Origin of the sequence: Spiroplasma endosymbiont of Megachile willughbiella, assembly GCF_964273395.1 — a bacterium.
GTDB lineage: Bacteria > Bacillota_I > Bacilli_A > Mycoplasmatales > Mycoplasmataceae > Spiroplasma_A > Spiroplasma_A apis.
Genome location: NZ_OZ187005.1, coordinates 179,872 through 193,066, shown reverse-complemented (window position 1 = coordinate 193,066; position 13,195 = coordinate 179,872). Strand labels below are relative to the sequence as shown.

Annotated in this window: 12 protein-coding genes, 1 tRNA gene and 1 riboswitch; of the genes, 1 reads left to right on the top strand and 12 read right to left on the bottom strand. The window is 30.7% G+C overall.

Going from position 1 to position 13,195, the window contains the following annotated elements; translation table 4 throughout:
* The 9 genes from ACI2WZ_RS00875 to tsaE form a co-directional block, all read right to left on the bottom strand.
* Positions 1-639, bottom strand: coding sequence for a hypothetical protein (locus ACI2WZ_RS00875; protein WP_023788936.1), 639 nt, complete (start codon positions 637-639; stop codon positions 1-3).
* Between the two features lie 134 nt (positions 640-773).
* Positions 774-864 (bottom strand) — tRNA-Ser (locus tag ACI2WZ_RS00870).
* 353 nt (positions 865-1,217) lie between these two features.
* Positions 1,218-2,531, bottom strand: a complete 1,314-nt coding sequence (trmFO, locus tag ACI2WZ_RS00865) for a methylenetetrahydrofolate--tRNA-(uracil(54)-C(5))-methyltransferase (FADH(2)-oxidizing) TrmFO (protein ID WP_500244944.1) — start codon at positions 2,529-2,531, stop codon at positions 1,218-1,220.
* Positions 2,531-3,190, bottom strand: a complete 660-nt coding sequence (locus tag ACI2WZ_RS00860) for a copper homeostasis protein CutC (RefSeq protein ID WP_500244943.1) — start codon at positions 3,188-3,190, stop codon at positions 2,531-2,533. Before ACI2WZ_RS00860 ends, trmFO begins: the two co-directional genes overlap by 1 nt.
* Entirely contained in the window at positions 3,191-4,339 is a 1,149-nt protein-coding gene (gene metK, locus ACI2WZ_RS00855; RefSeq protein WP_200859584.1) for a methionine adenosyltransferase, read from the bottom strand. It abuts the gene before it with no gap.
* Positions 4,340-4,382: 43 nt separating this feature from the next.
* Positions 4,383-4,476: riboswitch (SAM riboswitch) on the bottom strand.
* A 161-nt stretch (positions 4,477-4,637) separates the two neighbouring features.
* On the bottom strand, positions 4,638-6,107 hold the full coding sequence (guaB, locus tag ACI2WZ_RS00850; RefSeq protein WP_023788932.1) for an IMP dehydrogenase: 1,470 nt from the start codon (positions 6,105-6,107) through the stop codon (positions 4,638-4,640).
* A 9-nt stretch (positions 6,108-6,116) separates the two neighbouring features.
* Positions 6,117-7,658: a glutamine-hydrolyzing GMP synthase gene (gene guaA, locus ACI2WZ_RS00845; RefSeq protein WP_500244942.1), complete on the bottom strand. Its 1,542-nt coding sequence runs from the start codon at positions 7,656-7,658 to the stop codon at positions 6,117-6,119.
* Between the two features lie 56 nt (positions 7,659-7,714).
* Complete coding sequence (gene tsaB, locus ACI2WZ_RS00840) at positions 7,715-8,281, bottom strand: tRNA (adenosine(37)-N6)-threonylcarbamoyltransferase complex dimerization subunit type 1 TsaB (protein ID WP_500244941.1); 567 nt, start codon at positions 8,279-8,281, stop codon at positions 7,715-7,717.
* Positions 8,282-8,292: 11 nt separating this feature from the next.
* A complete protein-coding gene (gene tsaE, locus ACI2WZ_RS00835; RefSeq protein ID WP_500244940.1) occupies positions 8,293-8,697 on the bottom strand; it encodes a tRNA (adenosine(37)-N6)-threonylcarbamoyltransferase complex ATPase subunit type 1 TsaE in 405 nt (134 codons plus the stop codon).
* Positions 8,698-8,764: 67 nt separating this feature from the next.
* On the opposite strand from tsaE, the gene ACI2WZ_RS00830 reads away from it, so the two are divergent.
* Positions 8,765-9,751, top strand: a complete 987-nt coding sequence (locus ACI2WZ_RS00830) for an NAD(P)/FAD-dependent oxidoreductase (RefSeq protein ID WP_500244939.1) — start codon at positions 8,765-8,767, stop codon at positions 9,749-9,751.
* 204 nt (positions 9,752-9,955) lie between these two features.
* On the opposite strand, the gene gpmI is transcribed toward ACI2WZ_RS00830, so the two are convergent.
* Genes gpmI through tpiA form a run of 3 tightly spaced genes read right to left on the bottom strand, consistent with a single transcriptional unit; the run spans position 9,956 to position 13,107 of the window.
* Positions 9,956-11,542, bottom strand: coding sequence for a 2,3-bisphosphoglycerate-independent phosphoglycerate mutase (gpmI, locus tag ACI2WZ_RS00825; protein ID WP_500244938.1), 1,587 nt, complete (start codon positions 11,540-11,542; stop codon positions 9,956-9,958).
* Positions 11,543-11,544: 2 nt separating this feature from the next.
* Positions 11,545-12,363 (bottom strand): HAD-IIB family hydrolase, encoded by an 819-nt coding sequence (locus ACI2WZ_RS00820; protein ID WP_023788926.1) that lies wholly within the window; start codon positions 12,361-12,363, stop codon positions 11,545-11,547.
* Between the two features lie 3 nt (positions 12,364-12,366).
* Positions 12,367-13,107, bottom strand: coding sequence for a triose-phosphate isomerase (gene tpiA, locus ACI2WZ_RS00815; protein ID WP_500244937.1), 741 nt, complete (start codon positions 13,105-13,107; stop codon positions 12,367-12,369).
* Between the last annotated feature and the right edge of the window lie 88 nt (positions 13,108-13,195).

Genomic DNA, 13,195 nt, shown 5'->3' with positions numbered 1-13,195 from the left:
TTAACTTGCCTCATTCTTTTTTTCTATGTTTCCTGTTTCACCAAAGTAAACATCAATTTCGATTTCATTAGCTTGGACATATGTTTGAATACGTTTTAGATTAGCCTTATCTTTAATCATTATAAAATCGATCGCTTCCACAGGTATTTTTTCATAAACGTACACTATGTTTGCTACTTGATCATATGCTCAATCTTTTTTTGTTAATTTAGCTAGGGTTTGTGGGTTTATACCTACTACAGATATTTTTTCAACATCTACATTTGCTTCACTAGCCCATTTTCAAAAATGAGCTCTTGATGAAGAATCAAACTCCATACCTACAGAATTATTATTTTCAAGATAAGTTCAAACAACATACTCCTCATTAGATTTAAGTTGTTGGTCTTTAACAAGTCTAATTCCATTTTCTAGGATTAGAAGTATATTATTAACATCAGTATAAAAGTATAAATTTGCAATTTTTTTATTTTTTATTATTTGTAATACTTTTTTTTGTTCATTTTTCCCAGCAACAATTTTTTTAAATAAACCTTTTTTAGGTGCTCCTTCTTTTAAATCGATAATCGGGCCTTTCTCGTCTTTAGTTTTCTTTTTTGTATTTTTCTTTTTATTCTCTTTAAGTTCTTTTTTAGCCATACTATTACCCCTTTAACTATAAATATTTTACTTTATAAAAAATATTTTAAATAAAATATATATATTTCTTAATTGTTTTCATAAAAAAACTCCGTTTTGCGAATTAGCAACTACGGAGAATTGTATTTTCTAAATGGCGGATTGAGAGAGACTCGAACTCTCGCGCCGGTTGCCCGACCTAACACCTTAGCAGGGTGCCCTCTTCACCAACTTGAGTATCAATCCATACAAAAAGATTATAACAAATTTTTTTATATTGCTATAAAATTATGAAAAATGCTTATTTTTTATTGCCACATTAATAACAATAATTTCGTTAACTTATAGGTTGTAAAACGATCGACATAACAGAGTCGTTTGTGTTTTTAGATAAGTTATATTTTGAAAAAAAGTTTAATTTTTTTGTAAAATTGAGACTTAAGATATTCGGGTGAGAAGTTTACAAAACTCTTATTGCACATTTTATAGTTTAGATAATAATCAAATATTTTATCTCTTCGACTTACAATATAGTTTATATATAAATTAAATAGTGTTCGAATTTTATGTAAGTTTCGCTAAGAACAAAAGAAATAACCTTATACTTTTAAATTTCCTTCAACTTGTTTTAAATATTGTTTTAAGACTTTTATACTTCTGTTATAAATAAAGTTATTTTTTTCTTCTTTAGTAGGGAAGATACCGAAATCTTGTTTTATTATTCCTAAATTTGCTTTCATTGGTTTCAACTTTTTTATCTTTGGGTTAGTAATATAATTTATTAATGAACCTAAAATAGTTTCGCTCGGTATTTCTAAAAACTTAGTTTTTTTAATCGTACTAATAATGCCCAACGATGCTACAATTGCAGATGAAAAAGATTCTATATAACCTTCAACACCCGTTATTTGACCTGCAAAGAATATATTTTTTCTTCTCATAACTTGTAGTTTTTTATTTAAAATTTTTGGTGAATTAATATAATTATTTTTATGCATGACTCCGAATCTTTTGAAAGAAGCGTTTTCTAATCCCGGTAAAGATGAGAATATTCTTTGTTGTTCTGATCATGTTATGTTAGTTTGAAATCCAACCATATTATAAAGATTATCCATTGCATCATCTTTTCTTAATTGAACTACTGCGTATGGTTTAACACCTTTATTACTTTCTAAATTATTTGGTGACATTGGACCATTCAATAAACTTTTTTTTGATACTTTTGCTAATTGTTCGATTGGTTGACAACCAGTAAAATAAATCTCTTTTTCAAAGTCTTTTAGTTTTACTACATCTGCATCAACTAACTTTGAATGGAATGCTTCAAACTCTTTCTCATCTAATGGTATACAAATATAACTTTTATCATCACCATGTCTTGATTTGTAATAAACTTTTGAAAAATCGATAGAGTTTTTTTCTATGATTGGTGAAGAAGCATCTAAGTAGAATAGTTTTTGATTACCAATTAACTCATTTATCTTATTTTGAAACTCAGGACTTATCAAAGGACCGCAAGTTACTAGAGTAATGATTTTTTCATCAAACTCTTTAAACTCTTCTTCTATGATATCAATATTTTCATTTTCTCTGATTAGTTTTTCAACTAATAAAGAGAATGCTTCTCTATCAACTGCCAAAGCATCGTCAGAAGGTATTGCAGTTTTGTATGCACAATCTAAAATAAAGGAGTTAAATAATTCTAACTCTTTTTTTAAAATCCCAACCGCGTTTTGAGTTGACATACTTCTAAATGTATTTGAACAAACTAACTCTGCAAAAAAATCACTTTTTTGTATTTCATTTTTCTTTGTTTTTTTCTTTTCATAGAGTTTAACTTTAATTCCTCTATTAGCTAGTTGTAATGCTGCTTCACACCCCGCAAGTCCAGCTCCTACAATAATGACTTCCATTATTGAATAACACCTAATATAGAGTTAATATTTTCTATACTAATATCATTATTAAAACTATTGTTTACTCTTGCCGCAGTACCTATATGAATATATTTCGAGATTTTTTTTAAATCTTCAACATTATTCAAAGTTACACCTCCACCAATTAAAATTTTAGTTTTTAAATTCAATTTTTTCATTTCTTTTATGATGTTTATATTTAGTGTTGGACCACCGGAAGTCAAAACGAAATCTATGCCTAGGTCATTTAGAATTTTATATTCTTTTAAAAAGTCTTTCACATGATCGAAGGCTTTATGAAAAGTTATTGTCAAATGTTCTTTTATTTCTATCACCTTCTTGAGAAATTTTACATCTACAGAAAGGTTTTCATTAAGCAACCCGATTACTATACCGTTAGCTTTAGTACTTTTAATATATTCAATATCTTTTAGTATCAAGGACACTTCTTCTTTTTCAGAAACAAAGTTATTATTTTTATGTCTCACAATTACATTAACAGGTAGTTTAGAATAATCACAAACCTCTTTAATTATTTCGTACGAAGGAGTGAACCCATCTTGTTCTAAATTTGCACAAAGTTCAATTCTACTTGCTTTAGTTTTATTGATTAAAATAACATCTTCTAAGTTTTGAGCAATAACTTCTAGAAACATTTATAAATATGCCTCAAGCTCTCTAACTTTATCCAGTTTTTCTCAAGAAAATTCTTTTTTCCCAAAATGCCCATACTTAGATGTTCTAAAATAAATAGGTTTTTTTAAATCTAAGTGGTCTATTATGTGTTTTACTTTAAAGTCAAAATTTTCCAACAAAGCTTTATACAACACTGGCATTGAAACATTATTAGTTCCGAAAGCTTCTATGTGGATTGAAATCGGGTTTGGTTTACCAATTGCATAACTAACTTGTATTTCAACTTGATTAGCTAACCCAGCAGCAACTAAGTTTTTAGCTGCGTACCTACACATGTAAGCTGCACTTCTATCTACTTTTGAAGGATCCTTTCCAGAGAAAGCCCCACCACCGTGTCTAGCAAAACCTCCGTATGTGTCGACAATAATTTTTCTACCTGTCAAACCAACATCTCCCAAAGGTCCACCAATAACAAATTTACCAGTTGGATTTATCAAAACTGTAAAATCTGTATTCAATCCATGTCGCTTAGCTATCACATTCATAATGTTTTCTTTAATGAATGTTTCAAACTCCTCTTTGTTATAATCTTCATCATGTTGAACTGACATTAAAATAGTTGAAATAGATGGATTATTTGGGTTTGTATAGTCCATAGTAACTTGTGATTTCATATCTGGCTGTGCATATTTGAATATGCCCGCTTTTCTTAACTTTGAAGCCATGTGAACTAAATCATGAGCTAGTTGAATTGAGTAAGGCATAAAAGTTTCGGTTTCCTTAATTGCATAACCAAACATAATTCCTTGATCGCCAGCACCTTGTTCATCACCATCCACTCCTTGAGCTATATCTGGTGATTGCTCCTTTAGCTTTATAACAACTTCACATTTTTCTGCATCAATTCCAGTTGTTGCACTTTTATAATTAATACGTCTTAATATCTTTCGAACCTCTTCTTCGTAATTTACAACTGCTTTAGTTGTAATCTCTCCAGTAACAATAATAAAGTTCGCAGTTGCTAGAGTTTCACATGCAACTCTAGATTCTTTGTCTTGTTCTAAACAAGCATCTAGGATTGCATCCGATATTTGATCACATAACTTATCTGGGTGACCTTCAGATACAGATTCACTTGTAAAATATTTTTTCATATAATCTCTCCTCATTAAAAAAGTCCCACTAAGAAGGGACACATTTAAAGTTATCTTCTTCTCATCGTTGGTTTCCCCTGAATTTAAGCACCTAACTTAAAAGGTTGCTACTACTTCGTCGAGTTTTTTCTCTCAGTAGTTCTTAATAAGACTTATAGAATAATAATATCAAATTTTGAGTTGATATAAAATTTTTTCTTCAAAGATAGTACGAAAATTTCTTAAAAAATATGTAAGTATTATGAAACATAAAAAAAGAAAAACTCAAACAAATCAATCCGAGCTTAAATTAGGAGTTAAACTATTTCTATATTTAGTTATTGTAGTTTGGTGCTTCTTTTGTCAACTCAACATCGTGAGGATGAGATTCTTTCAAACTAGCATTTGATATTCTAACAAACTTTGTTTCATCTCTTAGATGTTCTATATTTGGGCTACCTGTGTATCCCATACCACTTTTTAAACCACCCATAAGTTGGAATATAACGTCTTTTGTTTTACCTTTAAAGGGAACACGTGCTTCTATTCCTTCTGGAACTAATTTTTTTGAACCTTTTTGAAAGTAGCGGTCACTACTTCCACGTTTCATTGCTATCATTGAACCCATGCCAACATAAGTTTTATATTTTTTTCCATTAACTATTATTTCTTCACCAGGAGATTCTACAGTACCGGCAAAAACACTTCCTAACATTACAGCATTTGCACCAGCCGCTATTGCTTTAGTGATATCTCCAGAATATTTAATACCTCCATCAGCGATTATAGGTAAGTTATTTTTGTGTGCTCATTGGTAAACATCGTTAATAGCGGTGATTTGAGGTACTCCAATTCCAGCAACTACCCTAGTTGTACATATGCTACCAGGTCCTACCCCAACCTTTACACAATCTGCACCCGCTTCAAATAAAGCCTTTGCTGCATCTGCGGTACAAATATTACCTGCAATAACATCTATCTTTGGATATATCTCTTTTATTTTTTTAACAACTTCTAAAATGCCTTTGCTGTGTCCATGAGCAGAATCAACAACCAATACATCAGTTTCAGCTTTAACCAAAGCCTTTACACGTTCCATAACATCTTCACTGACACCAACTGCAGCACCAACTCTCAATCTACCTTGTTTATCTTTACAAGCACTAGGATTATCTATTGCTTTGTCAATATCTTTGGTAGTGATTAACCCTGCTAATTTATTGTTATCATCTACTATTGGAAGTTTTTCAATTTTATGTTTTAACATAATATGCTTAGCTTGCTCTAAAGTAGTACTCCTTGTCCCAGTGATTATATTGTTTTTGGTCATTACAACATCAACACTAGAATCAAAGTCTTCAAAATATTTTAAATCTCTATTAGTTACAATCCCTATTAAATTATTTTCATCATCAACAACTGGTAGACCTGATATTTTATATGTGGCCATTATTTCATTAGCTTCTTTTACTTTGGTATCTTTTGAAACAGTAATTGGATCAGTTATAAAACCAGATTCATTTCTTTTAACTTTTTGCACTTCAAGTGCTTGTGCGTCGATTGATAAGTTTTTGTGAATAATACCTATGCCACCCGCTCTAGCCAACTCTATCGCCATTGCAGACTCAGTAACTGTATCCATAGCGGCACTTAGGAGAGGTATGTTCAACTCAATATTTTTTGTTAACTTGGTTTTTAAATTAACTTCTGAAGGTAAACTTTCAGAGTAATTAGGAACTATGAGTACATCATCGAAGGTAACTGCATCTCCTATTATTTTTCCATTTAGATCGTTATTTGCCATTTTATCTCCTTATTCCCATTCAATAGTTCCTGGGGGCTTAGAAGTTATATCGTAAACCACCCTATTGACACCATCGACTTTATTGATAATTTCATTAACAACCTTATCCAAAAACTCTCAAGGTAGGTGGGTTGATGTAGCTGTCATAAAATCTACAGTGTTAACGCTTCTTAACGCTACGACTCAATCATATGTTCTATTATCTCCCATAACCCCAACAGTTTTAACCGGAAGGATTGTTGCAAATGCTTGACTAACTTTATTATAAAGTCCAGCATCGATAAGATTTTGTATAAATATATCATCAACTTCTCTTAATATATTCGCTTTTTCCTTAGAAACCTCACCAATAATTCTAACTCCAAGACCAGGTCCTGGGAATGGGTGGCGGTTGACAATCAAAGGATCTAAACCAAGTTCTATTCCAACCTTTCTAACTTCATCTTTAAATAAAGTTCTAAGCGGTTCTAATAAGGTAAACTTGAGATCATCTGGAAGTCCTCCAACATTATGATGTGATTTAATGGTTTTAGAACTATGAGATTTTAATGAAGATTCTATAACATCAGGGTAGATTGTACCTTGCGCTAAATATTTTGCGTTTTTAAATAAACTCGCTTCCTCATTAAATACCTCAACAAATGTGTGTCCTATTATTTTTCGTTTCTCTTCAGGGTCACTTATTCCTCTTAAAGCATCATAAAACTTCTCACTTGCATCCACTAGTTTTATTTCCATATCAAATTGACTGGTATAAGTATCCATAACTTTTTTGGCTTCGTCTTTTCTTAATAAACCAGTATCAACAAAGATACAAGTTAACTGTTTACCAATCGCTTTTGAAATTAAAGCAGCAGCTACACTTGAATCCACTCCACCACTAAGCCCTAAAATTACACGATCATCTTTTACTATTTTTTTAATTTCATCAACTTGTTGGTCTATGTATCTGCTCATCGACCAATCTTTGTTACAGTTGCAAATATCATATAAGAAATTTTTGATTATCTGTGTACCTTGTGTTGAATGTGTTACCTCAGCATGAAACTGAATTCCAAAAATTTTATTTTTTAGGTTCCCTATTGCTGCTACACTTGAGTTTGTATGAGCTAATTGTATGAAATCCTTTGGCATTACTGTTAAGTGGTCGGCGTGACTCATCCACACTTGTGTTTGTTTATCTATATCTTTAAATAAAGGGTTTTCTGTATGGTCAATAATTAAATCTGCTTTTCCAAACTCCTGTGAGTCAGCTAACTCGACTTTACCTTCAAAAAGTTCTGTTACTAGTTGCATACCATAACAAACTCCTAAAATCGGTAAATTAAGACCAAAAATATTTTTATCTATTGTATAAGCATCCTGAGCATAAACGCTTGAAGGACCACCTGAAAGAATAATACCTTTAAGATTGCTATATTGTTTCAATTGTTCAGCGGTGTTATCAAAATCAACAACTTCTGTAAAAACATTTAATTCTCGAACTCTCCTTGCTAATAACTGCGTATATTGGCTTCCGTAATCTAGAATTAATATTTGTGTTTTGCTCATTTTATCTCTCCTTGTATTTAATTATTATAGCACTCAACATTATACGAAAAAACAAGTTAAATAAAAGATTTAATATATAAAGGTTCTATTTGTTCCACATCAGTAGCTTCCTCAAACAAATGCTTTAGTTTTAAATAACTAGATACATAATCCAAATCTAAATAATCTTTTTTAATAACAAACTTTTGAAAATTCTCTATAAAATCTTCTAGAATCTCTAAAGGTATTAATTGGTCTTGGATTATGCAAATTCCATTATCATAAATTCCGATATAAACTTTTCCTCCTTTAGCATCTAAAATGCTAACCGCTGAATCCAAACCAGCTTGAAAAAAAAGTGATGATATCAGATATACCTTAAAAGAGTTGTTTATTGTTTTTAAAGTTTTCGCAATTGTAACTGCAACCCTAACTCCAGTGTAACTACCAGGACCTTTAGTTAAATATATATTGGTTATATCTTTAAGGTTTAGTCCATTTTTTTGTAAAATTTTTTGTAACTCCTCTAAAGCTATATCACTTATTTTATTTTGGTTTTGTAGATATAAGGAATCGACAATCTTATTTTCTTGTTCTAAAATAAGTATCAAAGTATTGTTACTTGTATCCATAAATAAATTCATTTAAATCTCTCTTATTCTATGATGAATTCTCTTGTTGTCTCATCAATGATACTAATGTTTATTATTATAATCTTGAAGTTTTTTTTGAAGTCATAATTCATATTTTCACTTCACTCAATAACATTTAGTGAGTCATAAAAATAGTCGGTGTACATATCTATTTCCTCACCTTTGCTCATTCTATAAGCATCAACATGATTTATGTGTAAATTATTACGACCTATAAATTGATTCATTATCACAAAAGTTGGTGAGGTTACTACATCAGTAACACCCATTTCTTTTAAAAGTAATTTCGTAAATGTTGTTTTACCTGCACCCATTGGTCCATTCAATAAAATGCAAGTGTTTTTTGGTTCTCTTAAGTCTAATGCATCAAAAACCTTTTGCAATTCTGATAGTGAGCTAACCTTCATATATCTAATCTCAACTTCCTATCTCATATATATATGATATAATTTTTTTTGTAGGAGTGGCAATATTATGGTTAAAGATATTTTAATAATTGGTTGTGGACCAACGGGCCTTTATGCTTGGAAAATGGCAGTAGACTTAGGTCTAACCGGTACGATCATAGAAGCCAAATCTACTTATGGTGGGCAAGTAATGTCAATGTATCCTGAAAAATACATCTATAATTTCCCAGCAATTCCTAAGATAATTGGAAAAGATGCTATGCATAGTATGTTCGATGCAGTAAATAAAGACATCTCTAAAATCGATCTATTATTTAATAAGAGTGTTAAGCAAATCAGAGCAATACAACCTTTAGAAGAAGTTCAACTTTACGAAAACTGGTTTGAAGTGGAATTTGACGATAAGTCTAAAGAAGTATATAAAAGAATATTAATATCTGATGGTATTGGTACATTCAAACCAATCCCGTTATGTGAAAAAGAATATGAAAATATCTTTTATAATGTTAACGACTTGAGACTATTAAAAGATAAAAAAATTATAGTTTTTGGTGGTGGAGACTCAGCTGTGGACTGAGCTAACGAACTTGTAGAAATAGCTTCTTCAATTACAATAATACATAGAAGAGATGAATTTAGAGCAAAGCCAGGTAATTTAGAAAAAGCAATCTCATCAGGCGTTAAAATATTGAAGTCTTATGAATTTGTTAATATAACAAAAGAAGAAAATAACAAAGCATTATCAATAGAAGTTAAAAGAGTTGATGATCAAAATTCATTACATTTAGATTTTGACTATATAATAGTTCAATTCGGTCAATCTATTCAAAAAGACATACATAAAAATTTAGAAATCGAGATAAATAGAGTAAATAAATTTTTAGTAAATTATAATATGGAAACCTCAGTTAAGGGAATTTATGCTGCTGGGGATTGTTGTTGATATGAAACAAAGATTAGAAACCTTTTAAGTGGTTTTTATGAAGCAATGCACTCTGTTTTTAATATTGAAAAGACGGTACATCAAAGAAAAATTCTTAATAACGGTTGATAGGTTATTTTGAAATTTCATGATTACATGTTAAATTGAGAGACTAAAATACTTATTCCTTTTTATGAAATTGTTTACGAGAGTAAATAATGTTTTAAGAGAAATGATACAACTAACAAAGAAATTTTAAACAGGCTTTATCTTGTGAAATAGGAGATTACTGTTTCTTTACAAAAAAGAAAAAACGCACTTTAAATGGCGTTTTTTTTATTTAACGATAAGACTTTTTTGAGTCATTTCTTTTGGAACTTCTTCTCCTAAAATTTCCAATATTGTTGGAGCAACATCAGCAATTGCAGGATCTTGTTGTCTCAATTTATAAGATTTATTAGTAATGATGATTGGTACCGGTTGGCTTGTATGTTTCTTATTAGGACCACCTTCTGCATCAATCATAACCTCAGCATTTCCGTGATCAGCTGTTATTATCATAGTGAAATTGTGTGATTTTGCAGCCTCATAAACTCTTTTCAATTGTTCATCCAAGGTTTTAACACCCTTAATAGCTGCTTCTAAATCGCCAGTGTGTCCTACCATATCACAGTTTGCATAGTTAAGAACGATTAAATCGAATTCATCTTTGTTAATTTCTTCAATTAATTTATCAGTGATTTCTACAGCCGACATTTCTGGTTTAAGGTCATAAGTTGCTACTTTTGGAGACGGTATTAAATCTATTGACGCTCCTTGAAGCGTGATTTCATCTTGGTTAGCTAATCCATTTTTAAAGTAGTCTTTTCCACCGTCAAAAAAGAATGTAACGTGTGCGATTTTTTCAGTCTCTGCTATTCTTAATTGGCGATAACCTTTTTTACTTAGTCATTCACCAAGGCCATTAATAACTTCGATTGATTTAAAAGCAATATTATTGCTCAATACTGATGCAGAATATTCCATCATACATACGAAATGGATTTTATCACCTAAAAATGTAAGATTAGAAAAGTTCTCATCTTTTCAAGAATCATAATTTTTATTTGTGAATGCACTTGCTAACTGAATAGCTCTATCTGGTCTAAAGTTTGTGAAAATAACAGAGTCATTTTCTTTTATAAAACCGTTTGGTGCGTCAGTATTATAAGCTGGTAGAATTGCTTCATCATCTTTCCCAAGTGAATATTGTTCTTCGATATATTTTACCGGGTTTGTAAAACTATTTTTTGAGGTTCTATTTACCATCGCACTATATGCTTCGGCGGTTCTTTCCATTCTTTTATCCCTATCCATAGAATAAAATCTTCCTGATATTGAACCGACCTGTCCAACTTTATATTTATCAAATAAAGTAAATAAATCTTTAAGATAATTAATTGCTACTGTGGGTTTGGTATCTCTACCATCTGTGAATAAATGAACGTATATTTCTTTAAGTCCAGCTTTAGCAGCAGCTTCAAATGTTGCAAACATATGTAACATATGAGAGTGAACACCACCATCAGAGAATAAACCCATAATATGTAATGCGCTATTATATTTTTTACAGTTTTCTATTGCTTTTACAATTTCCTCATTATTTTCAAACTCATTATTTTTTATAGCCTTATTAATAAGAGAAAGTGATTCATATTTAATTCTCCCTGCACCTAAGTGTATGTGTCCAACTTCAGAGTTTCCCATTTGACCCTCTGGTAGACCCACTCATTCGCCACTTGCGTGAGCTGATACTCAAGGATACTCTTTTTTTAAAGATTCTACGAATTCCATATTTGCTTCGTAAACAGCATTACCTTTATTTTGTTCGGCTAATCCTCATCCATCTAGGATTGCAAGAATAACAGGATTTTTTGTTTTCATAATTAATTGTCTCCTAAAACATAATTTTTTAATTCTTTTGCTACTGAACCTTCTAAATGCGTAAATTTAGAAACAACCTTAGCATGTTTTTTTACTTCATCGTTAGCATTGGCTGGAGCTATAGATAGACCCGCGTACTCAAGCATTGGTATGTCATTAGCACCGTCACCCATTGCTAAAATTTCGTCAATCTCAATCGCATAGTAATTTTTTAAAAACTCCACCGCATATTTTTTATTAATACCCTTAAGAGTAACTTCACCACCAAGTGATTCTGGATGTCAAGCTACTTCTAAACCAAGGTTTCTTAGTTCCTCGACAAAGCTAGGTACAACATTGAATATAAGTAATTTGTAGCAATTAGTAGCTATATCTTCGTTAAAAACCATGAGATTTCCTTCAAAAAAATTTGTTTCAAAAAACAATCCTTTTGACAGCTCTATTGGTTTAGAAACAAAACACTTAGACATATCTGTTGAATAAGCTCATATTTCTTGATCAGCAAACTTTCCACTTGATATTAAATCAAAAGCTTTTTTTACAATATCCTTAGGTATTGGGTTTGCATCAATTACCTTGTCATTTTTTAAATCGTATATCAAAGCACCATTAAACCCAGCAACAAGCGCTTCTTGTTTATCAAAATCGTAAATTTCAAATTTGTTTACTTTTGCTAATACAGGTCTACCAGTTACAAAAACTACTTTAACACCTTTTCTAATAACATTATTTATAACATCAACATTTGGTTCAATGTAATTGCCTAGGTTTGCATATGTTGTTCCATCCATATCGAGAGCTACTAACTTAAATTTACCCATAAACTATTTCAAAAGTCCTAGATAAGAGTCTTCAACAAGTGAAGCACCACCAACAAGTGCACCGTCAATATCTTCTTGGGCTAATATTTCCTTAATATTTTCTGGTTTTACACTTCCACCGTATTGAATTAGAACTTCATTTGCAACCTCTTCATTATAAATATTTTTTATAATTTGTCTTATTTCTTTACATACGCTTTGAGCAATTTCTGGTGTTGCAACTTTTCCTGTACCAATTGCTCAAATTGGTTCATAAGCAATTACAACTTTTTTAGCTTGCTCAGCTGTAACGTCTTTCAAGTTTTTTTCAATTTGTGATTTAACCCACTCAATAGTTTTACCACTTTCGTAAGTTTCAAGACTTTCACCACAACATAATATTGGAGTCAAATTTGAATCTAACAAGGCTTTTACTTTTGAATTAATAAGCTCATCTGTTTCTCCAAATATGTCTCTTCTTTCTGAGTGACCGATAACAACGTAGTCCACGTTTATATCTTTCAACATTGGAATTGATATTTCTCCAGTAAATGCACCTTCTTTTTCGAAATAGCAATTTTGTGCTGCTATAACTAAGTTTTTTGAGCTTTTTTTAATATCTGCTAGCATTATTGCTGGTGCAGCAATCCCTGCTATTAAGTTTTCTTTAATTGTTATTTTTGATTCTATATTTTGTATAAATTTTACCGCTTCTGAATTGGTCTTAAACATTTTTCAGTTACCTATAATAATTTGTTTTCTCATATATTTACTCCTACTATCTAAATTAAATTTTAACATTTTGCGATTATAAAAAATAATAAAAACTATAAAAAATAATGTCCGCAGACAT